General features: G+C 72.4%; 20 protein-coding genes. 15 read left to right on the top strand and 5 right to left on the bottom strand.

Annotated elements, in window-relative coordinates; genetic code table 11:
* Positions 1-6: 6 nt before the first annotated feature.
* The 6 genes from AB0J80_RS14055 to truB all read left to right on the top strand — a co-directional run bounded on the left by AB0J80_RS14055 (position 7) and on the right by truB (position 5,830).
* Positions 7-1,158: a helix-turn-helix domain-containing protein gene (locus tag AB0J80_RS14055; protein ID WP_364704578.1), complete on the top strand. Its 1,152-nt coding sequence runs from the start codon at positions 7-9 to the stop codon at positions 1,156-1,158.
* 122 nt (positions 1,159-1,280) lie between these two features.
* Positions 1,281-1,490: a hypothetical protein gene (locus tag AB0J80_RS14050; RefSeq protein ID WP_364704577.1), complete on the top strand. Its 210-nt coding sequence runs from the start codon at positions 1,281-1,283 to the stop codon at positions 1,488-1,490.
* A 159-nt stretch (positions 1,491-1,649) separates the two neighbouring features.
* Positions 1,650-2,117: a 30S ribosome-binding factor RbfA gene (gene rbfA, locus AB0J80_RS14045; RefSeq protein WP_364704576.1), complete on the top strand. Its 468-nt coding sequence runs from the start codon at positions 1,650-1,652 to the stop codon at positions 2,115-2,117.
* A 53-nt stretch (positions 2,118-2,170) separates the two neighbouring features.
* Entirely contained in the window at positions 2,171-3,184 is a 1,014-nt protein-coding gene (locus AB0J80_RS14040; protein WP_364705045.1) for a DHH family phosphoesterase, read from the top strand.
* 420 nt (positions 3,185-3,604) lie between these two features.
* Complete coding sequence (locus AB0J80_RS14035) at positions 3,605-4,924, top strand: MATE family efflux transporter (protein WP_364704574.1); 1,320 nt, start codon at positions 3,605-3,607, stop codon at positions 4,922-4,924.
* A 24-nt stretch (positions 4,925-4,948) separates the two neighbouring features.
* Complete coding sequence (gene truB, locus AB0J80_RS14030; RefSeq protein ID WP_364704572.1) at positions 4,949-5,830, top strand: tRNA pseudouridine(55) synthase TruB; 882 nt, start codon at positions 4,949-4,951, stop codon at positions 5,828-5,830.
* On the opposite strand, the gene AB0J80_RS14025 is transcribed toward truB, so the two are convergent.
* A complete protein-coding gene (locus tag AB0J80_RS14025) occupies positions 5,827-6,237 on the bottom strand; it encodes a response regulator (RefSeq protein ID WP_364704571.1) in 411 nt (136 codons plus the stop codon). The genes truB and AB0J80_RS14025 overlap by 4 nt on opposite strands.
* Positions 6,234-8,843 (bottom strand): response regulator, encoded by a 2,610-nt coding sequence (locus AB0J80_RS14020; RefSeq protein WP_364704569.1) that lies wholly within the window; start codon positions 8,841-8,843, stop codon positions 6,234-6,236. Before AB0J80_RS14020 ends, AB0J80_RS14025 begins: the two co-directional genes overlap by 4 nt.
* Before the next feature lie 81 nt (positions 8,844-8,924).
* On the opposite strand from AB0J80_RS14020, the gene AB0J80_RS14015 reads away from it, so the two are divergent.
* The 6 genes from AB0J80_RS14015 to dapB all read left to right on the top strand — a co-directional run bounded on the left by AB0J80_RS14015 (position 8,925) and on the right by dapB (position 15,839).
* Positions 8,925-9,857 carry a bifunctional riboflavin kinase/FAD synthetase gene (locus AB0J80_RS14015; RefSeq protein WP_364704568.1) on the top strand — a complete coding sequence of 311 codons (933 nt, stop codon included), beginning with the start codon at positions 8,925-8,927 and terminating at the stop codon, positions 9,855-9,857.
* A gap of 115 nt (positions 9,858-9,972) precedes the next feature.
* A complete protein-coding gene (rpsO, locus tag AB0J80_RS14010; RefSeq protein ID WP_364704567.1) occupies positions 9,973-10,242 on the top strand; it encodes a 30S ribosomal protein S15 in 270 nt (89 codons plus the stop codon).
* Positions 10,243-10,437: 195 nt separating this feature from the next.
* A complete protein-coding gene (locus AB0J80_RS14005; RefSeq protein WP_364704565.1) occupies positions 10,438-12,777 on the top strand; it encodes a polyribonucleotide nucleotidyltransferase in 2,340 nt (779 codons plus the stop codon).
* Positions 12,778-12,785: 8 nt separating this feature from the next.
* Positions 12,786-14,120 (top strand): pitrilysin family protein, encoded by a 1,335-nt coding sequence (locus AB0J80_RS14000; RefSeq protein WP_364704563.1) that lies wholly within the window; start codon positions 12,786-12,788, stop codon positions 14,118-14,120.
* A gap of 86 nt (positions 14,121-14,206) precedes the next feature.
* On the top strand, positions 14,207-15,088 hold the full coding sequence (locus AB0J80_RS13995) for a phosphatase PAP2 family protein (RefSeq protein WP_364705043.1): 882 nt from the start codon (positions 14,207-14,209) through the stop codon (positions 15,086-15,088).
* Complete coding sequence (gene dapB, locus AB0J80_RS13990) at positions 15,081-15,839, top strand: 4-hydroxy-tetrahydrodipicolinate reductase (protein ID WP_364704562.1); 759 nt, start codon at positions 15,081-15,083, stop codon at positions 15,837-15,839. Before AB0J80_RS13995 ends, dapB begins: the two co-directional genes overlap by 8 nt.
* Here the strand turns inward: dapB and AB0J80_RS13985 are convergent.
* Genes AB0J80_RS13985 through AB0J80_RS13975 form a run of 3 tightly spaced genes read right to left on the bottom strand, consistent with a single transcriptional unit; the run spans position 15,828 to position 18,840 of the window.
* Positions 15,828-17,780 (bottom strand): glycogen debranching N-terminal domain-containing protein, encoded by a 1,953-nt coding sequence (locus AB0J80_RS13985; protein WP_364704561.1) that lies wholly within the window; start codon positions 17,778-17,780, stop codon positions 15,828-15,830. The two genes, dapB and AB0J80_RS13985, sit on opposite strands and share 12 nt — an antisense overlap.
* 3 nt (positions 17,781-17,783) lie before the next feature.
* Positions 17,784-18,347: a GNAT family N-acetyltransferase gene (locus AB0J80_RS13980; protein ID WP_364704560.1), complete on the bottom strand. Its 564-nt coding sequence runs from the start codon at positions 18,345-18,347 to the stop codon at positions 17,784-17,786.
* A 10-nt stretch (positions 18,348-18,357) separates the two neighbouring features.
* Positions 18,358-18,840, bottom strand: coding sequence for a GNAT family N-acetyltransferase (locus AB0J80_RS13975; protein WP_364704558.1), 483 nt, complete (start codon positions 18,838-18,840; stop codon positions 18,358-18,360).
* 59 nt (positions 18,841-18,899) lie between these two features.
* Between AB0J80_RS13975 and AB0J80_RS13970 the strand changes: the two genes are divergently transcribed.
* The 3 genes from AB0J80_RS13970 to dapA are packed head-to-tail and all read left to right on the top strand — an operon-like array spanning position 18,900 to position 21,638.
* On the top strand, positions 18,900-20,120 hold the full coding sequence (locus AB0J80_RS13970) for a crosslink repair DNA glycosylase YcaQ family protein (RefSeq protein ID WP_364704556.1): 1,221 nt from the start codon (positions 18,900-18,902) through the stop codon (positions 20,118-20,120).
* A 31-nt stretch (positions 20,121-20,151) separates the two neighbouring features.
* Positions 20,152-20,697: a DUF2752 domain-containing protein gene (locus AB0J80_RS13965; protein ID WP_364704555.1), complete on the top strand. Its 546-nt coding sequence runs from the start codon at positions 20,152-20,154 to the stop codon at positions 20,695-20,697.
* 44 nt (positions 20,698-20,741) lie between these two features.
* Entirely contained in the window at positions 20,742-21,638 is an 897-nt protein-coding gene (gene dapA, locus AB0J80_RS13960) for a 4-hydroxy-tetrahydrodipicolinate synthase (protein WP_364704553.1), read from the top strand.
* The last annotated feature ends 4 nt before the right edge of the window (positions 21,639-21,642 follow it).

Below are 21,642 nucleotides of genomic sequence, written 5' to 3'. Positions count from 1 at the left end.
GACGTCGTGGATCAGTTCGCTGACCAGCTCCGCCGCCTCCGGACCCGTCGCGGCCTCTCGCTCCGCGAGCTCGCCGCAGCCGTGCACTACGGCAAGTCCTATCTGCACGAGCTGGAAACCGGGCGCAAGCCAGCCACGGAAGCCATCGCCAGGCGCCTCGACGAGGCTCTCGCGGCCGGCGGTCGCCTGGTCGCGAGCCTGCGGCCTGCCGCGGCGGAAGATGTCGAGTCCGAGGTCGAAGCGCTCGAGCTCGCCCGCCGCGTCACCGCCTCAGACGTCGGGCCGGAGACCCTCGACCGTCTCGAACGGGCCGTCGACGCCCTGGCCATGGCATACGCCACTACCGTTCCGGCCGAGCTCCTTCCCCGAGTCCGTCGGCATCTCGAGTACGTCTGCGCCCTGGTCGATGCCCGCAAGACCCTGGCACAGCACCGGCGGTTACTGGTTGTCGGTGGCTGGCTGTCGCTCTTGCGCGCCACCCTCCACGTCGACCTCCGGCAGTCGCTTCGCGCGGACGCCTACTTGACCACCGCCGCCCAGCTGGCCGAGCAGGCCGAGCATCCGGAGATCGCCGCTTGGTGCCTCGAGACGAAGGCATGGAAGGTCCTCACCTCGGGCGATCACCGGCAGGCGCTGGAGCTGTCCCAGCACGCTCAGGAAGTCGCTCCGCGCGACACGTCAGCCTTCGTCCAAGCTTCTGCCCAGGAAGGTCGGGCGTGGGCGAGGCTCGGCGACCGGGCACAGACCCGCCGCACCCTCGACCGGGTCGAGCGCCTCGCGGAGCACCGGCCCCATCCGGAGAACCCCGAGCACCACTACCAGTACGACCCGGCGAAGGCGCGCTCGTACGCAGCTACGACGCTGGCGTGGGCCGGTGACCCGGCGGCGGAGGCGGTGGCGCGGGAGGTCATCACCGACCTCGAGGAGGAAGGCACCCGGCCGCGGCGGATCGCCTCGGCCAGGCTCGACCTGGGTCTGGCGCTGCTCGCTGCGGACAAGCCTGATGAGGCTGCCGCAGTGACGAGTCAGGCGATCGGATCCGGCCGGATCGTGCCGTCGAACTGGTGGCGGGTGTCCGAGGTCGTCGCCGGTGTGCGGCTTGCCGGCGTGTCCGAGGCGTGCGACCTGCTCGAACAGTACGAAGCCTTCCGCCCGTAGCCCGCTGTCCGCCGGCCGGCGGACGAGACGACAAGCCCAGCGGACACCGCAAGTCTTCACGTTCCGTGATTGCCCGACGACGATCGTTGCCGAGGAAGGGCAACGATTGCGGGAGGGCAGGCATGGTCTGGCTTAACCGATGGCGTAGGGCGAAGACGCGCCGTGGCCTGGCGGCGGCGCGGAGAGCGCAGGAGCGCGACCGCGACGACGCCCGGCAGCGTCTCGCCGGTGACCCGCCTGACTGGAACGGCGTCACCGCCCGGCTGCCGGTCTGGCAGGCGGCGCCGCTCCTGACGCCCGGGCAGCGGGACCGGAGCGGCCGCAGGCCCTGACCGGGCGGTTGTCGTGGGGGAGTTCGAGGGGTTGCGGCGCCGGACCGGGGGGCGGGACGGACCGGCGGGACGTTCGGGGTAGGGCGGTCATGGGTAGGCTCTCAGCGTTGGGCGGGGGTTGGTCTTACCCCGTAGGCACGGTTGTCGGAGGTGGGCGATATGTCGGACCCGGCCAAGACGCGACGGCACGCGGAGCGGGTGCGGGAGCTGGTGGCCTCGCTGGTGCGCGAGATCAAGGATCCCCGGCTCGGCATGGTGACGGTCACCGACGCCCGGATCACGGGGGACCTGCGGGACGCTCACGTGTACTACACCGTGCTGGGTGACCAGACCGAGCAGGCCTCGACCGCCGCCGCTCTGGAGAGTGCCAAGGGGATGCTGCGCAGCCGCGTCGGGCATGCGCTCGGGCTGCGGCACTCGCCCAGCCTGACCTTCGTGCTCGACAACGTGCTCGATCACGCGAAGGAGATCGACGACCTGCTCGCCGCGGCGCGGCATCGGGACGCCGAGGTGCAGCGGCTGGCCGCCGGGAAGCAGTATGCCGGGGATCCCGACCCGTACAAGTCGGATGACGACGAGGACGACGAGGGCGCCGACGACCGGGTGAGCGCCGAGGAGAAACGGTGACCGACGCCGTCGCCACGGCGGGGGTGCGGGACGCCGGCGGGCATCCGGGCGCGGTGGTGCCGGTCAGCATCGCGGAGGCCGAGTGGGCCGCCGCGGTGCGGACGGTTCGCGAGCTGGCCCCGGGCGGCCGGGTGCTGCTGGTGTGCCACGTCAACCCCGACGGTGACGCGCTCGGGAGCATGCTGGGCTTCGCGCTGGGCCTGCGCCGGCTGGGCGTACGCGATCTGCAGGCGACCTTCCCCGGCCCGTTCGAGATCCCGGACCCGTTCACCGGCCTGCCCGGCCTGGATCTGCTGGTGCCCGAGGCCGAGGCGTACCCGGATCCGGATCTGATGGTGGTCTTCGACGTGGCGTCGGAGTCGCGGCTGGGCGGCCTGGTCGACCGGCTGGACACCGCCGGCGCCGCGGTCGTGCTCGATCACCATGCCTCGAACACCCGCTTCGGCGGCGTGCACCTGGTCGATGCCACCGCGGCCGCCACGTCCGTGGTCGCCGAGGAGCTGCTGGACCGGCTGGACGTGCCGCTCGACGCGGAGATCGCCGAGTGCCTGTACGTGGCGCTGGCGACCGACACCGGCTCGTTCCGTTTCGACATGACCACGCCGCGGGTGCACGAGATGGCCGCCCGGCTCATCGCGACCGGGCTGCGGCCCGGGGACATCTCGCGGCGCATCTTCGACAGCCGGCCGTTCGGTGCCATGAAGTTGTTCGCCGACGTGCTGGGGCGTGCTCAGCTCGATCCCACGGCGGCCGGTGGGCACGGCATGGTGTGGACGTACGCGACGCTCGAGGACCTGGTACGGCACGAGCAGCGGCCTTACGTGCTGGATGCGCTCATCGACCCGGTGCGGTGCGTGGCCGAGGTCGACGTGTCGGTGGTGGTGAAGCAGCTCGGTGACGGCGAGTGGGCGGTGTCGCTGCGCAGCAAGGGTGCGGTCGACGTGAGCGGCGTGGCCGTGGCGCTCGGCGGAGGCGGGCACCGGCTCGCGGCGGGCTTCACCGGCTACGGGACGCCCGGTGACGTCGTCGTGGCCGTACGTGAAGAGCTGGACCGGCATCTGATCTAGCAGCCGCAGGGGGAAAGGCCGGCCGGTGGGCCGGCCTTTTGTCGTTGATCGGGTTCTCGCAGTACGGGATACCGGGGGCACGCAGCGAGACTGAACGATAGTTTGGACTGAACGGTGATTTGGTTTTTGCACGGTCACGACCTCGACCCGCCGCGGAGACCTCGAGCCACCCGGATGCACCCGTCCGGGCCGCGTTGCCCCGCCTGACGTCCGGCGATCCCGGACCGGTCCTCGCGACGCACCGCTCGACCCCACCTGTGGAAGGACCTTGACCATGGCTGCCAAGCCGAAGCCCCAGCCGTCCGACGACGCCCGCGAGCAGGCCCGCCGCGCCCTGCAGACGTCCCTGGACACGCGTCAGTAGGTAACTGCCGCCCTGCGTTTGCGATCCTTACGGCGAGGCGGGCATCATGGGCTTTCATGAGCCCGTCCGCCGTGATCGCCGACAGCTCCCTCACCCGGCGCATCGCCGCGCTGGCCCTTCCCGCCCTGGTCGTGCTGGCCGCCGAGCCGCTCTACGTGCTCGTCGACACCGCCGTCGTGGGCCACCTCGGCCGCGTGCCGCTCGCCGCGGTCGCCGTCGGTGGCACCGTGATCTCCCTCGCCGTCTGGTTCGGCACGCTGATGGCGTACGGGACGACCGGGCGCGCCGCCCGCCGGTTCGGTGCCGGCGACCGCACCGCGGCCGTGGCGGAGGGCGTCCAGGCGTCGTGGCTCGCTCTGACGACCGGCGTCCTGCTCGTCGTCCTCGCCCAGATCTTCGCCGACCCGCTGACCCGCGCTCTCGCGAGCGACCCGCAGGCCGCCGGTGCCGCCGCCGGCTGGTTGCGCATCGCCGTGCTCGGCGCCCCCGGGCTGCTGCTCGCCGCGGCCGGCAACGGCTGGATGCGCGGGGTGCAGGACACCCGCCGGCCGCTGTACTTCGTGCTCGGTGCCAACGTGCTCTCCGCCGTGCTCTGCCCGGTGCTGGTCTATCCGCTGGGGTGGGGCCTGACCGGTTCGGCGGTCGCCAACGTCGTCGCCCAGTCGGTCTCCGGCGGTCTCTTCCTGTGGGCGGTGGTGCGCGAGCACGCCCCGCTGCGCCCGGTGCCGTCGATCATCGGCAACCAGATCGTCCTGGGGCGGGACCTGCTCATCCGCGGTGCGGCCTTCCAGGCGTGCTGGCTGTCGGCGACCGCGGTGGCCGCCCGGTTCGGGGTGGCCGCGGTCGGCGCCCATCAGATCGCCCTGCAGCTGTGGTTCTTCGCCGCTCTGGCGCTCGATGCGGTGGCGATCGCCGCCCAGTCGCTCGTGGGGGCGGCGCTCGGCGCGGGCGACGAACGGGCCGCCCGCGAGGTGGCGCGCCGGGTGACCGTCGTCGGCGGGGTCGCCGGGCTGGGCTTCGCGGTGCTGGCCGCGGCGGGCGCCGGGGTGATCCCCGGGCTCTTCACGGGTGACCGGGCCGTGCACGAGCAGGCCGCCGTGGTGTGGCCGTGGTTCGTGGCGCTGCTGCCGTTCGCCGGGGTGGTCTACGCCCTCGACGGGGTGATGATCGGTGCGGGCGACGTCGGCTACCTGCGCAGCATGACCCTGGTGGGCGCGCTGGGCGGCTTCCTGCCGCTCATCTGGCTCGCATACGCGTTCGGCTGGGGCCTGCCCGGCATCTGGGCCGGCCTGGCGATGTTCACGCTGGTCCGCCTCGTCGCCCTGCTCGCCCGCTGGCGCAGCGCGCGATGGGCGGTCCTGGGCGTCACCCGCTGACGGCGGTCTGGTTGGGTGGAGCCCGTGAACGTGGACGGTCTCATCGTTGTGGACAAGCCGGCCGGGATGACCTCCCATGACGTCGTCGCCCGGATCCGGCGGCTGGCGAAGACCCGGCGGGTGGGGCACGGCGGCACCCTCGACCCGATGGCCACGGGGGTGCTGGTGATCGGGGTCAACCGGGCGACGCGGCTGCTCACGTACGTGATCGGGTCCGAGAAGAGTTACCGGGCCACGATCCGGCTGGGTCAGTCGACCGTGACCGACGACGCCGAGGGCGACGTGACGGCGACCGCGGCCACGGACGATGTCACCGATGAGGCGATCCGCGACGGGCTGGCCGCGCAGACCGGCGAGATCGACCAGGTGCCGAGCGCGGTGAGTGCGATCAAGGTGAACGGGGAGCGCGCGTACAAGCGGGTGCGGGACGGTGAGGCGGTCGAGCTGGCCGCGCGCCGGGTCACCGTGCACCGCCTGGACGTCTTCGACATCCGGCGCCCGGGCGAGGTCGTCGACGTGGACGTCGACGTGACGTGCTCGAGTGGCACGTACATCCGGGCCATTGCCCGGGATCTCGGCCGCGGGCTGGGCGTGGGCGGGCACCTGACGGCGCTGCGGCGTACGGCCGTGGGCGGCATGACGCTCGACGAGGCGGCCACGTTGGAGCAGCTCGAGAAGCGCGCGCCGGACGTGGTGTCGTTGCCGATGGCCCAGGCCGCCCGGCGGGCCTTCCCGCACCGCGAGGCGACACCGGAGGAGGCCCGCGTGCTGAGCCACGGGGGGCCGCTCGAGCCGGTCGGCATCGAGGGACCGTACGCGGTTTTCGCCCCGGACGGTGACGTGCTGGCCGTCGTGTCGGAGCGCGGCGGCCGGGCCCGCGCCGAGATCGTGCTGCGGCCGGCCTAGGAGCGGCCCGGAAGGTGCTGAGCGACGACGGCGACGAGGTCGGCCGCCGCGTACGGCTTGTCCAGGAAGCCGTCGCAGCCCGCCTCCAGGGCCGCCGCCCGGTCCTGGGGCAGCACGCTCGCCGTCACCGCCACCACGGCCGGGCGCTTGTGGCCCCCGCCCGCCGTGCCCGCGGCGAGCTCGCCGGCGAGCGTCAGCCCGTGGCCGTCCGGCAGGTTCATGTCGAGCAGGACGAGGTCGACCGCGCGCTCGCCGAGCCGGCTGCGCGCCGCCGCCAGGTTGGGGGCGTCGATCACCTCGGCGTCGCGGACGGCCTCGATGTCGGCCCGCGCGAGAACCGCTTTGACCAGGGTGCGGTTCAGTTCCTCGTCCTCGACCAGCAGGATGCGCGGGTTCTCGGCCGTCACGGCTTCTCCTTCTCCACGTCGTTGCGTACGCCGAGCAGCGGGGCGAGCTTGTCCGAGCCGGCCCCGCCGGCCATCGCGGTGGCGACCACGCCGCCTGCGATGGCCGTGGCCACCATCGATGCGTCGCCGGCACCCGGGGTGAGGCCCAGCACCGGCGTCTGCTTTGTCGCCGGGTCCTGCTCGAGCGCCGCCAGCATGCTGAAGCCGTCGACCTCGCGGGCCTGCATGTCGCAGACGATGAGGTCGAAGTGGCCCTCGCGGCTCTTGGCGAGCCCGTCCCGGCCGTCCGCGACGGCGACCACGTCGGCTCCGCCGGCGCGCAGGCCGTCCTCGATGGCTTTCCGGATGGTGTCGTCGTGGTCGACCACGAGCACGCGGGGCGCCGGGCGGCAGGCGATCGTCCGGGCCAGCGCCCCGAGCAGCGCCGCCTGGTCGACCGGCTTCACGAAGTAGTCGTCGGCGCCGAGCGCCAGGCCGGCCTGCCGCTCGTCGATGATGGTGGCGAAGAACACCGGGATGCCGGCCAGCCGCTCGTCGGCCTTGAGCCGCCGGAGCACCTCGAAGCCGTCCATGCCGGGCAGCGCCACGTCGAGCACGATCGCGTCCGGCGGGTGCGCTCCGGCCGCGGTGAGCCCCGCCTCGCCGCTTCCCGCCACGTCGACGCGGTAGCCGGCGCTGTCGAGCTGGGTCCGCATGAGCTCCGCCGCCTGCGGGTCGTCCTCGACCAGCAGCACCCGGGCGCCCGCGCCGGGGCCCTCGGGGGCGGACGAGCTGATCACGGGCGCGGCGGGCAGCCGTACGGTGAAGGCACTGCCCTCACCCGGCACCGACGTCAGCGAGATCTCGCCCTCGTGCGCCTCGACCAGGCGCTTGGTGAGGGCGAGCCCGAGGCCGGTGCCCGCGCGTTGCCGGTCGGGGTCGCCGACCTGCTGGAACTCCTCGAAGACCTTCTGCTGGTCCTCCGGCGCGATGCCGACGCCGGTGTCCGCGACCGTGACGGTCACCCTCTCGCTGTCGGCCGTCGTCGTGACCGTGATCCGGCCGCCGCGCGGGGTGAACTTGATGGCGTTCGAGAGCAGGTTCTCGACGATCTGCCGGAAGCGCAGCCGGTCGGCCGTCGCGGTGGCCGGTGCGAGGTGGGTGACCACGGTCAGGTCGTTGGTCGTGATCAGCGGGCTCAGGCCGGTGAGCAGCTCCTCGACGGCGGTGTCGACGCGCAGCGGGGCCAGCCGCAGCTCGAGCCGCCCGGCCTCCACCTTGGCCAGGTCGAGGATGTCGTTGATCAGGCCGAGCAGGTGCCGGCCGCTGGTGTGGATGTGGTCGACCCACTCGGCGGGCACCCGGCGCCGGTCGCCGTCCGGCTCCTCCATCCGCATGAGGTCGCTGAAGCCGATGATCGCGTTGAGCGGCGTCCGCAGCTCGTGGCTCATGTTGGCCAGGAACGCGCTCTTCGCCTGGCTGGCCCGGGTGAGCGCCTCCACCGAGGCGCTGAGCTCGCTCGCCATCCGGCTCTGCGCGGCCATGACGGCCTGCCGCTCGGCGAGAATGCCGGCCTGCCCGCCGAGCAGGGCGAGCAGCCGCAGGTCGTCGTCGCTGAACAGGGTCCGGTGCCGGTTGAACAGCAGCACCGCGCCCTCGGCCTCGGGCGGCACCGGCATGCTCAGGACGGTGACGAAATCGTCGCCCAGATCGTTGCCGAAGTGCTGGACCAGCGCCGGGTTCCCCTCGCGCAGCCGGGCCGGGCGCCCGGCCCGGATCAGCGCCGTCAGGTCGGCGGACCGCAGCTCCTCCGGGATGCGCTCGGCCGGCCCGGCGTAGGCGGCGGGCACCAGCAGGCCGTCGCTGCGCGGCATCAGGACGGCCACCGCGTCCGCCCCGGTCTGCTCGCGCATGATCTGGGCGTACATCTGCCAGACCTGTTCCGGCGTGCTGACCTGGGCCCGCAGCAGCCGCTCGGTGACCTTCTGGGCGGCGGAGGCGCCGAAGGCCCGGCGCAGCCAGCGGGGCGGCTCGAAGGCGATCAGGTAGCCGAGCCCGGAGACCAGCGCCAGCATGCGGTTCACGACGGCGGGCAACCCGCTGATGCCGAGCAGGACGATCATGATGCCGAAGGTGAGGGTGGCCCAGGCGGCGATGATCAGCCGTGCACGGTTCGCGCCGGTGCGGGAGCGGGCCTTGCCGTAGAGCAGGGCGGCCGCGATCACCTCGGTGACGAGGAAGTACCCCACCGCCGGCAGCACCCAGCTCTGCGGCAGCGGGCGGCCGAGGAAGAACAGCGGCGCGGTGACGGCGACGTAGGTCACCAGCAGGACGACGTGCAGCCAGGGCGGCACCGATCGGACCCGGCCCGCGAGGCGCACGGTCAGGTAGGGCTGCGCCAGCAGCAGAGCGAGTGAGACGGAGTTCACCCACACCGGCATGGTCTCGTCGGTGAGCTGGCGCGCGATGTCCAGCCCGAAGAGCACGGCGCACGGGGCGAAGACGAGCGTTACATCGCGCTGCAGCGGGTCACGTCGGCGCAGGTAGCCGAACAGTGCCCGCGCGAAGAGAACGGCGAAGGTGAACTCCGCCGCGAGCAGGATGACGGCACTCCAGTCGACGCGCATATCGGCATCAACTGTAGCGTTTCAGGCAGTCGCGCAGACCGATACTCTTACGCCCGGGACGCACAGGGGGAGGCGCGGAAGATGCAGCGGTGGCGCGGCTACGAAGCGGTGCCGGGTGGGTTCGGCCGGTCGGTGGTCACCATCGGCGTCTTCGACGGGGTCCACCGCGGGCATCAGGCCATCATCGGGTACGCCGTGAAGCGCGCCCGCGACCTCGGCCTGCAGTCGGTGGTGGTGACGTTCGACCCGCACCCGGCCGAGGTGGTCCGCCCCGGCTCGCATCCCGCCGTGCTCACCGAGGCGGTCCGCAAGGCCGAGCTGATCGAGCAGCTCGGCGTGGACGCGCTCTGCGTGGTGCCCTTCACCCCGGCGTTCTCGCACCTCGGTCCGGAGGAGTTCGTGCACGACGTGCTGGTCGACGCGCTGCACGCCGCGGTGGTCGTCGAGGGCGACAACTTCCGCTTCGGCCACAAGGCGGCCGGCGACCTCGCCCTGCTGGCCCGGCTGGGCCGCACCTTCGGCTTCTCCGTCGAGGAGGCGCCGCTGGTGACGGAGGACGGGCTGGTCTTCTCGTCCACGTACATCCGCAGCTGCGTCGACGCCGGCGACGTGAAGGCCGCGGCGGACGCGCTCGGGCGCCCGCACCGGCTGGCCGGCGTGGTGGTGCGCGGCGACCAGCGTGGCCGCGAGCTGGGCTTCCCGACGGCCAACCTGATGTGCCACCGGTACGCGGCCATCCCGGCCGACGGCGTCTACGCGGCCCGCCTCATCCGCGGCGGCGAGCACGGCGGCGCCCTGCCCGCCTCGGTGTCGGTCGGCACCAACCCCACGTTCTCCGGCCGGGAGCGCCGGGTCGAGGCGTACGTTCTCGACTTCGACGGTGACCTGTACGGCGAGCGGGTGAGCCTGGACTTCGTGGCCCACCTGCGCGAGCAGCGCGTATATACCAGCATCGAGCCGCTGGTGGCCCAGATCCGGCAGGACGTCGAGGAGACCCGCGCGCTCCTCCGCTGACCTGCTGGTAGGGTTGAGCGCGGATCGGCTTATTCGATCCACGGTCCCGCCTGCCTGCCCGACGCCGCGGGCCGCGGGGAAACCGACTCACCGGCAACACAGAATCACGGAGATCATGGCGCTCGATCAAGAGACCAAGACCAAGATCATGGGCGAGTACGCGACCGTGGAGGGCGACACCGGCTCTCCCGAGGTTCAGGTCGCGATGCTCACCAAGCGGATCGCCGACCTCACCGAGCACCTGAAGGTGCACAAGCACGACCACCACAGCCGTCGTGGTCTGCTGCTGCTGGTGGGTCGTCGCCGCCGACTGCTCAACTACGTACAGAAGAAGGACATCGCGCGCTACCGGACGCTGATCGAGCGTCTCGGCCTGCGCCGATGACCTGACGGGGGAGTGGCCGCGGTGGCCGCTCCCCCGTACTGCACCAACCCACGGACCCGCGCGGCCACAGTCAGACGGCACCGGTCCTCGGTAGTGGTTCCCGGGCTGAATCCCGGGCACTTCGATCGAAGACCGGCCACGCTGTAACCGCGCTGTAGAGACCGCCGGGTCCTCGACGAAGGAGTACCGCACCACATGACAGAGCAGAAAGCTCTCGGCACCGAAACTCGCACCGCCGTCATCGACAACGGGTCGTTCGGCACCCGCGAGGTCGTCTTCTCCACCGGCCGCCTCGCCAAGCAGGCCGCCGGCTCGGTCATCGTCCAGCTGGGCGAGACCACCGTCCTGTCGGCCACCACGGCCAGCAAGGCGCCCAAGGAGCACTTCGACTTCTTCCCGCTCACGGTCGACGTCGAGGAGCGGATGTACGCGGCCGGCCGCATCCCCGGCTCGTTCTTCCGCCGCGAGGGCCGCCCGAGCGAGGACGCGATCCTCACCTGCCGCCTGATCGACCGGCCGCTGCGCCCGTCGTTCACCAAGGGCCTGCGCAACGAGGTCCAGGTCGTCGAGACCGTCCTCGCGCTCGACCCGCAGCACCCGTACGACGTCGTCGCCATGAACGGCGCCTCGATGTCGACCAAGCTCTCCGGCCTGCCGTTCAGCGGCCCGGTCGGCTCGACCCGGATCGCGCACGTCGAGGGCCAGTGGGTCGCCTTCCCGACCCTCGAGGAGCTCGAGCGCGCCACCTTCGACATGGTCGTCGCCGGGCGGGTCACCGCCGACGGTGACGTCGCGATCATGATGGTCGAGGCGGAGGCCACCCCGCACGCGATCAAGCTGATCCAGGCCGGCGCCACCGCGCCGACCGAGGAGGTCGTCGCCAGCGGTCTCGAGGCCGCCAAGCCGGCCATCCGCGAGCTCTGCCGCGCGCAGAGCGAGCTGGCCGAGGTCGCCGCCAAGCCGGTCCAGGAGTTCCCGGTCTTCCTCGACTACCAGGACGACGTGTACGCCGCCGTGGTCGAGGCCGTCCGCGAGGAGACCGCCGAGGCGCTGAAGATCGCCGGCAAGCAGGAGCGCGAGGAGGCCCTCGACCGGGTCAAGACCAAGGCGCACGAGCTGCTCGACGAGCGCTTCGAGGGCCGCGAGAAGGAGATCAGCGCGGCGTTCCGCTCGGTCACCAAGTCCGAGGTCCGCCAGCGGGTGCTGCGCGAGCAGATCCGCATCGACGGCCGTGGCCCGCGCGACATCCGGCCGCTGACAGCCGAGGTCGGCATCCTGCCGCGGGTGCACGGCTCGGCGCTGTTCGAGCGCGGCGAGACGCAGATCATGGGCGTCACCACGCTGAACATGCTGCGCATGGAGCAGGCGCTGGACACCCTCGCGCCCGAGAAGTCCAAGCGCTACATGCACAACTACAACTTCCCGCCGTACTCGACCGGTGAGACCGGCCGGGTGGGTTCGCCGAAGCGCCGCGAGATCGGCCACGGCGCGCTGGCCGAGCGGGCCCTGGTGCCCGTGCTGCCGTCGCGCGAGGAGTTCCCGTACGCGATCCGCCAGGTCTCCGAGGCGCTGGGCTCCAACGGCTCGACGTCGATGGGCTCGGTCTGCGCCTCGACGCTGTCGCTGCTGAGCGCCGGTGTGCCGCTGAAGGCGCCGGTCGCCGGCATCGCGATGGGCCTGATCTCCGACGAGGTCGACGGCAAGACGCAGTACGTCGCGCTGACCGACATCCTCGGCGCCGAGGACGCGTTCGGCGACATGGACTTCAAGGTCGCCGGCACGAGCGAGTTCGTCACCGCGCTGCAGCTCGACACCAAGCTCGACGGCATCCCGTCCGACGTGCTGGCGGGCGCCCTGCAGCAGGCGCACGACGCGCGGGCCACGATCCTCGAGGTCATGGACCAGGCGATCAACAGCCCGGCCGAGATGAGCGAGTACGCGCCTCGGGTCACCAGCGTGAAGATCCCGGTCGACAAGATCGGCATGGTCATCGGCCCCAAGGGCCAGACGATCAACGCGATCCAGGACGAGACCGGCGCCGACATCTCCATCGAGGACGACGGCACGATCTACGTCGGCGCGACCAACGGCCCGGCGGCCGAGGCGGCGGTGGAGCGGATCAACGCCATCGCCAACCCGACCCTGCCGAAGGTCGGCGACAAGTTCCTCGGCACGGTGGTGAAGACGGCCGCGTTCGGCGCGTTCATCTCGCTGCTGCCCGGCCGCGACGGCCTGCTGCACATCTCCAAGGTGGGCGACGGCAAGCGCGTCGAGAAGGTCGAGGACTTCCTCAACGTCGGCGACAAGGTCGAGGTCTCGATCGCGGACATCGACAACCGCGGCAAGATCTACCTCGACAAGGTCCGCCCCGAGGGCGAGGCGGCTCCCGAGGGTGCCGCTCCCGCGGCGTCGGACAAGCCCCGCGAGGAGCGTGCCCCCCGCGGTGACCGTGGCGAGGGCGGCGACCAGCCGCGCCGGCGCCGGTCGCGTCCGAGCGGTGACCGTGGTGGCGACCGCGGTGGCGACCGCGGCTAAGTCACCACATGACAGCGAATAACCGCGGGCCGGCCGAAAGGCCGGCCCGTGCCATTACCAAGACCCTTCAGGACGGCGTGCGCCGCACAGTCCTGCCCAGCGGTCTGCGCATCATCACCGAGTCGATTCCCACCACCCGTAGCGCCTCGCTCGGGGTGTGGGTGGGGGTGGGATCGCGCGACGAGACGTCCGTGCTGTCCGGGGCCTCGCACTTCCTCGAGCACCTGCTCTTCAAGGGCACGGAGAAGCGTACGGCCCTGGACATCTCCGCGGAGATCGAGGCCGTCGGCGGGGAGACGAACGCCTTCACCACGAAGGAGTACACCTGCTACTACGCGCGGGTGCTCGACGCCGACCTGCCGCTGGCCGTGGACGTGCTCTGCGACGCGGTCGCCAACTCGGTGCTCGACCCGGCCGACGTGGAGACCGAGCGCGGCGTGATCCTCGAAGAGATCGCCATGCACGACGACGAGCCCGGCGACGAGGTGCACGACGTCTTCACCGAGGCGATGTTCGGCCCCGGCACCCCGCTCGGCCGGCTGATCTCCGGCACCGAGGCGACCATCTCGCCGATGACCCGCGGCCAGATCAACCGCTTCTACCGGGCCCGTTACCGGGCGCCGCAGATCGTCATCACCGCGGCCGGCAACCTCGACCACGGCAAGGTCGTGCGCCTGGTCCGGGCCGCGCTGGCGGGCACGCCGCTGGACACCCCCGGCACCCCGGCCGCCGTCCGGGACGGCTCGAAGCGGCACCGGGTCAAGCCGCCCACCACCGTGGTCCGCCACCGCGACACCGAGCAGGCCCACCTCGTGCTCGGCTGCGAGGGCCTCGGCCGCGACGACGAGCGCCGCTTCGCCCAGGGCGTGCTCAACAACGTGCTCGGCGGTGGCATGTCGAGCCGGCTGTTCCAGGAGATCCGGGAGAAGCGCGGCCTCGCGTACTCGGTCTACTCCTACGGCAGCCAGTACGCCGACGCGGGCGTCTTCGCGGTCTACGCCGGGTGCGCGCCGGGCAAGGCCGAGGAGGTCCTCGACCTGATCCGCTCCGAGCTCGCCGCGGTCGCCGCGGAGGGCATCAGCGCGACCGAGCTGGCCCGGGGCAAGGGCATGGCCAAGGGCACGTACGTCCTGGGCCTGGAGGACACCGGCTCGCGGATGAGCCGGCTGGCCAAGTCCGAGCTGCTCTACGGCGACATGATGAGCGTCGACGAGCTGCTCGCCCGGGTCGACGCCGTCACCCTCGACGAGGTCAACGCGCTCGCCGCCGAGCTGCTCACCCGCCCGATGTCACTGGCCGTGGTCGGCCCGTTCGACGACGGCGCGTTTCCGTCCGCCCGCTAGCCTGGGACGCCGTGACCATCCTCAGCCCCCCGCCCCCCGTCGACGAGTCGGCGCCGGCGCCCAGCCGCAAGCGCCGGGTCATCGGCATGCTCGTCTGGGCGGCGTTGTTCGCGGTCGGCACGTACTTCATCGGCGTGCCGACCAGCGACCCGCTGATCGCGTTCGGCTGGCTGTGGCTGGCCACCATCGCGTGGCGCAGCGACCTGCCGTGGAAGCAGCACCTGCTGTTCCTGCGCGACTGGCTGCCGATCTCGTTGCTGCTGGTCGTCTACAACGTCTCCCGCGGCTACGCCGACGACCTGTTCGCCCCGCACGTCACTGAGCTGATCAACACCGACCGGACCCTGTTCGGCGGTCACGTCCCGACCGTCTGGCTTCAGCAACACCTCTATCAGCGCGGGGTGGTGCAGTGGTGGGAGGTCGTGGTCTCGCTCGTCTACGTCTCCCACTTCCTCGCGGTGCCGACCATCGGCGTGGTCCTCTGGCTGCGGCGCCGGGAGCAGTGGGCGCGCTTCATGCGCCGCTGGTTCACCCTCAGCGTCGCCGGCCTGGTCACGTACTTCCTCTATCCGGCCGCGCCGCCGTGGTGGGCCGCGAAGTTCGGCTACCTCACCGACCACGTCGAGCGGATCTCCACCAACGGGTGGAACGCGATCGGCCTGCACAGCGCCGGCAACACTCTCAACGCGTTGCAGGTCGAGGCGTCCAACCCGGTGGCCGCGATGCCGTCGCTGCACACGGCGTACGCGTTGATGGCTGTGGCGTTCTTCCTGCCGATGGTGGGGCGGCGGTGGTGGCCGCTGCTGCTGGCGTACCCGCTGGCCATGACCTTCACCCTGGTCTATTCGGGCGAGCACTACGTGATCGACGTGCTGGTCGGGTGGGCGTACGTGGGAGCGGTCTTCCTGCTGGTCGGGGCGGCCGAGCGGGCCTGGCGCCGGCGTGCAGTAAGTTCATCGCGTGACTGACGCGCGTGAACCGATCCGGGTGGGCGTCCTCGGCGCCCGCGGCCGCATGGGCCTCGAGGTGTGCAAGGCCGTCGACGGCGCCGACGACCTCGACCTCGTGGCGCGGCTTCATCGGGGCGACAAGCTGGTCGACGCCGCCGAGGCCGGGGCCCGGGTGCTCGTCGACTTCACCACCCCCGACGTGGTGATGGACAACCTGCGGTGGGCGATCGACGAGGGCATCCACGTGGTCGTCGGCGTCAGTGGCTTCACCGAGCAGCGGCTCGAGCAGGTGCGCTCGTGGCTGTCCGGCAAGCCCGGCGTCGGCGTGCTCATCGCCCCCAACTTCGGCATCGGCGCCGTGCTGATGATGCAGTTCGCGGCGCGCGCGGCCCGCTACTTCGAGTCGGCCGAGATCATCGAGCAGCATCACCCGCGCAAGCTCGACGCCCCGAGCGGCACGGCCAGTCACACGGCCCGGCTGATCGGCGCGGCCCGCGCCGAGGCGGGGCTGGGCCCGATGCCGGACGCCACCAAGGAGGAGATGGCCGGCGCCCGCGGCACCGACATCGACGGGGTGCGGATCCATGCGGTGCGGGCGGCCGGCCTGGTCGCGCATCAGGAGGTCCTCTTCGGTACGGCGGGAGAGACGCTGACCATCCGCCACGACAGCCTGGACCGGGTCTCGTTCATGCCCGGCGTCCTGCTCGCGGTGCGGCAGGTCGGCAGCCGCCCCGGCCTGACCGTCGGCCTCGACGCGCTACTGGACTGAGAGCCCCGGCGGCAGCGCGGTGATCGCCGCGCCGGCCGCGTCCACCGTGACGCCGGCCGGGGCCCCGCCGATCACGAGCCCGGAGACCTCCAGGGTGCCGAACGGCAGCCCCGGGATCGGATCCAGCCGTACCCGCCCGCCCGGCACGTCCGGCTCGAGCCCCAGGACGGCCTGGAGCATGAGCACCGAGGCCGCCGCGGACCAGGCCTGTGGGCGGCAGGCCGCCGGGTAGGGCATCGGCCGGCTCAGCGCCGCCCGCGGATGTCCGGAGTGCAGCTCGGGCAGCCGGTAGTCGAATGCCTCGGCGGCGGTCAGCAGGCCGTCGATCACCGTCGCGGCTTCCGGGCCGAAGCCCGCGCGAGCCATCCCGGCGGCCACGATCGCGGTGTCGTGGGCCCACACCGAACCGCAGTGGTACGACAGCGGCGCGAACCCGCGGTCGGCCGTGGACATGGTCCGCAGCCCGTAGCCGCCGGCCATCGCCTCCGAGCTGAGCGCGTCGACCACCGGCCGCTCCTCGCCCGGCGACAGCAGGCCGGTGCCGAGCAGGTGCCCGATATTGCTGGTCAGCGCGTCCACCGGGCGCCCGTCGCGATCCAGCGCGAGGGCGGGGTAGCCGTCGCCGGTCCAGAACCGCTCCCGGAACCGCGTGGCGAGGGCGGCGGCGTACTCCCGCCACCGATCGCCGTCAGGACGCTCGAACGCGTCCAGCAGCGCGGCGGCGTCGAGGGCCGCCCTGTACGCGTAGCCCTGCACCTCGGCCAGGGCGATCGGCGGCTCGGCCAGGCGCCCGTCGCGGAACCGGATCGCGTCTGCGGAGTCCTTCCATCCCTGATGGACGAGGCCGCGCCCGCTCGCGTCCAGGTAGTCGAGGAAGCCGCCGCCGAACCCGCCGAGCCATCCCAGCGCCGCGTCCAGGTGCGGCAGCAGCTCGGCGACCCGGTCCGCGGGCAGGCCCCACCGCCAGGCGTCGTGCAGCAGGCTGATCCACAGCGGCGTGGCGTCGACCGTCCCGTAGTAGGCGGCCGGGAGCCCGTGCCGGTCGTCCCGCCGCAACTCGTGCATGATCTTGCCGGGCGCCTCGCCGGTGACCGGGTCGTGCCGCAGGCCCTGGCGGCGCGCGAGCGCGCGGAGGGTGCCCACGGCCGGGCCGGTGCCCAGCGGCAGCAGCATCCGGGCCGCCCAGATGCTGTCGCGCCCGAACAGGGTCAGGTACCACGGCACCCCGGCGGCCAGGTAGGTGTCGTCGCCGTCGGCGAGCCGCAGACCGCGCAGGTCGTCGAGGGAGCGGGCGACGAGGCGGCCCAGCCGTCGATCGCCCGAGGTCACGCGGGCCGGGCTCCAGTCGTGGTCGCGTACCGGTGCCGAGATCACCGCGGACGGGTCGTCCACCCGTACCTTCAGTGTCAGGTCCCGGGTCTCGCCCGGAGTGAGCGTCACCGCCCAGCTCAGCCTGCTGCCCGGCGCGGTGCCGTCATGGACGGCCGTGACCGTGATCCCCTCGCGCGACCAGCTCAGCGACCCGTCGCCGGGACGCGGCGGCAGAGGCGTGCCGCGACCGCCGGACCGCACCACCGCCATCGGGGCGAGGTCGGAGGCCAGGTCGAGGGTCACGGTGGCGGTCACCGGTTCGGACGCCTCGAGCGTGATCCGCTCCTCCATCCGCGCGGGCGAGAGAATCCGTGTCCGCCGCACGTGCACCGTCGGGCCGTCGGGCCGGCGCACCACCGCGATGAAGTGCGTGCTGCCGGCCGAAACCGGGGCGTGACCGATCGGCTCGGGCTCCTCGCCGTCGAGCCGCAGCACCGCCTCCGACAGGACCCGCGCGTCGGCGTGGAAGAGGCCCTGGACGCCGGTCGCCCGGATCTGCCCGTCGGCGCCGCAGAGCACCGACGTGGGCGCCGCGACGGCGACGACGAGGTCGTGCAGCAGCGGCTGCATGGCTCAGGACTGATGCAGCGAGACGTGCAGGCGGAGCTGGTTGACCAGCATGTCGTCCACGTCCAGGGCGCGGGTGGCGCCGTCGTGCTCCCAGCCGGTCGAGGTCAGGAACTTCTTCATCGCCTCGTCGGCGTCGTACGCCCACGCGACCGCGGAGGTGAAGCCGTCCTCCCGCCACAGGTCGACCGTCGCGGCCAGCAGCCGGCTGCCGTGCCCCCGCCGGCCCCAGCGCGGCTCGACCAGCAGGTCGGTGACCGCCGCGACGCCGTCCGCCAGCGGCGGCTCCTCCGGCGCCAGCGCCTGCTCGTCGGCCGGGCCGGCGGCCGCGAAACCGACCACCGTCTGCGCCGACTCGCTCTGCTCCACGGCGATCAGCACCCGGTGCCGCGGCGACGGCGCGGACCCGATCGCCTCGGACCAACCCCGGGCCAGGTACGCCTCGTCCAGGTTCGCGAGCACGTGCGCCGGGAACATCCGCCGGTACGCCGTACGCCACGTCGACAGCTGGATGCGCGCGATCTCACCGGCGTCCTCGGGACGGGCCGGACGGACGAAGCCGAGTGCCATGCGAGGCAGCCTACAGAGGCTTGGCGTACCGCACTTCGGGCAGATCCACGCTCATGCCGTGCGGCCGCCAGAGCTCCCGCTCACCGGTGGCGCGCAACCCGGCGCGCTCGTAGAACCGCCGCGCGCGGTGGTTCTCCTCGAGGACCCAGAGGCGCAGGTCCGGGTACGCCCCCGCCAGCTCCTTCCCGGCGGCCTCGATGAGCGCCCGGCCGGCACCGGTGTTCCACCGTTCGGGGGCGACGTAGAGGGCGTAGAGCTCGCCGTGCCCGGCGTCGTCGCGGTCCGGCCCGACGGCGGCGAACCCTGCGATGGTGTCGTCGTCGATCGCCACCAGCGTCGTGCCGTACTTGCGACGCCTCGCGAACTCCTCGTGCTCGAGGCCGGCGAGGTAGTCGGCGGGGAGGATGCCGGCGTACCCGACCTGCCAGGTGCGCAGGTGCAGGGCGGCGACCTCGTCGATGTCGGCGTCGGTCTGCGGGCGGATCTCGAGCATGCGCCCATCATCGTCAGCCGCGGCGTTCTTGTCGTACCCATAATTTAGGGTCTCGGTCGATGGCCGTTCCCGAATCTCTCTCCGTCGCGCAGGCCCGCCGGATAGCGCTGGCCGCGCAGGGTTTCGCCGACCCCGCACCCGGCGGCACGACCGATCGCCGCCACCTGCGGCGGGTGCTGCGTCGCATGCACCTGATCCAGATGGACTCCGTCAACGTGCTCCAGCGCGCGCACTACATGCCGCTCTACAGCCGGCTGGGGCCGTACGATCCGGGGCTGCTGGAGCGTGCCGCCTACCGCGACCCCCGGGAGCTCTTCGAGTTCTGGGGCCATGAGGCTTCCCTGATCACGGTGGACCTCCAGCCGCTGTTCCGCTGGCGCATGGAGCGCGCCAAGGAGTACGCGTGGGGCGGCATGGTCCGCATCGCGACCCAGCAGCCCGAGCTGGTCGAGCGCGTGCTGGCCGACGTCCGCGACCGGGGACCGCTGACGGCTGCTCAGATCGAGCACGACGTCCCGCGCACCAAGGACCACTGGGGCTGGAACTGGTCGGCGGTCAAGCAGGCGCTGGAGTGGCTGTTCTACACCGGCCAGGTCACCGCGGCCGAGCGCACCACCTCGTTCGCCCGCCGCTACGACCTCACCGAGCGCGTGCTGCCCCGCAGAGTCCTCGAGACACCCACCCCCGCCCCGGAGGAGGCGTTCCGCGCGCTGGTCGAGATGTCCGCGCGGGCGCTGGGCGTGGCGGCCGAGCCGGAGCTGCGCGACTACTTCCGTCTGCCGGTCGCCGGCTTCAAGCGGGCGCTGGCCGAGCTGGTCGAGGACAAGGTCCTGCTGCCGGTGACGGTCAAGGGCTGGAAGAACCAGGCCTACCTGCACCACGAGGCCCGCCTCCCGCGCTGGGTGCGCGCGTCGACCCTGGTGAGCCCCTTCGACCCGCTCATCTGGGAACGCGGGCGCACCGAGCGGCTGTTCGCCATGAACTACCGCATCGAGATCTACGTCCCGGCCGCCCAGCGGTTGTACGGCTACTACGTGCTGCCGTTCCTGCTCGGCGACCGGTTCGCGGCCCGTCTCGACCTCAAGGCCGACCGGAAGGCGGGCGTCCTGCAGATCCCGGCGGCCTGGCTCGAACCGGCCGCGGACCAGGACGAGACGGCGGAGGCGCTGGCGGCGGAGCTGCGCCGGCTCGCGGCGTGGCTGGGGCTGAGCGCCATCGCGCCACCGGAGCGGGGGGACTTCGCCGGACCGCTGACGTCGGCCCTGAAAGCGGGCTCCTAGCGAAGAGCCCGGCCGGTGTACCGTGGCCGCCATGAGCAGTGTGACCTCGCAGCCCGACGCGTCGCACTCGCCTCTGCCCGAGCAGGTTCCGGCGTGGGCCGGGTATCCGTATCCGCAGCCGCCGCCGCAGCAGGACCGGGTCACCCGCTTCATCCAGCGCACATGGCACAGCTCGCCGCTCTGGGCGGCGCCCACCGCGATGCTCGTCTGCATGGCCGGCGCGGTCGGCTACACGCTGGCCACCCACCCCGCCGACGCGAACGCCGGGGCGGCGCCGAGCTGTCTGCTCAAGTACACGACCGGCTTCACCTGTCCGGGCTGCGGCGGCACCCGCGCCGCCTGGTATCTGCTGCACGGCGACCTCCCGGCGGCGGCCCGGCACCACGCGCTGTTCGTCTTCGCGGTGCCGTTCCTGCTGTACATGTACGTCGCCTGGGCCGGGAAGCGCCTGTTCGGCTGGAAGATCCCGCAGCTGAGCCTGTCCCCGGGCGTCATCGGGGTCTTCATCGCGGCCTGGGCCGTGTTCAGCGTCCTGCGCAACCTGCCCTGGGCGCCCTTCACCGCGTTCGCCGTCTGACTGCCCCACGGCGGCGCGAAGCAGCGTCCGATAAGTTGTTCGGTATGACGCACGACCCCGCGCGGCCCTTCGGCCGGTTGATCACGGCCATGGTGACCCCGTTCGCCGCGGACGGCTCGCTCGATGCCGACGGGGCCGCGGCGCTCGCCACCCACCTGGTCGACGTGCAGCGTCATGACGCCCTCGTGCTCAGCGGCACCGGCGGGGAGTCGCCCACGACCACCGACGCCGAGAAGGAGACCCTCATCCGGGTCGTCGGCGAGGCGGTCGGGGACCGGGCGCGGATCATCGCCGGGGTCGGCACCAACAACACCGCCCACACGGTGGAGCTGGCCCGCGCCGCCGAGAAGGCCGGTGCCCACGGGCTGCTCCTGGTCACTCCGTACTACAACAAGCCGCCGCAGGCCGGGCTGCTCAAGCACTTCACGACCGTGGCCGACGCCACCGGGCTGCCCGTGCTGCTCTACGACATCCCGCACCGCTCCGGTGTGCCGATCGCCACCGAGACGCTCGTCCGGCTGGCCGAGCACCCGAACATCGTCGGCGTCAAGGATGCCAAGGGCGACATCGCCGCCAGCTCCGACGTCATGCGACGGACCGGCCTGGCGTTCTACTCCGGCGAGGACGCGGCCATCCTGCCGCTGCTGTCCGTGGGGGCGGTCGGGGTCGTCGGCACCTCGACGCACTTCATCGGGGCGCGGACTCTGGACATGATCGAGGCGTACGAGCGCGGCGACGTCGCCGGGGCGCTCGCCCTGCACCGGCAGTTGTTGCCGTTGTTCACCGGGATCTTCCGCACCCAGGGCACGATTCTCGTGAAGGCCGGCCTGCGCGCCCTGGGCCTCCCGGCCGGCCCGGTGCGATCGCCGCTGGTGGACGCCACCGAAGCGGAACTGAACCAGCTGCGCCAGGACGCCCAAGCGGCCGGCGTGGAACTCTGACAAC

Origin of the sequence: Actinoplanes sp. NPDC049548 (genome assembly GCF_040676695.1) — a bacterium.
GTDB lineage: Bacteria > Actinomycetota > Actinomycetes > Mycobacteriales > Micromonosporaceae > Actinoplanes.
This window is presented reverse-complemented; position numbering and strand designations above follow the sequence as displayed.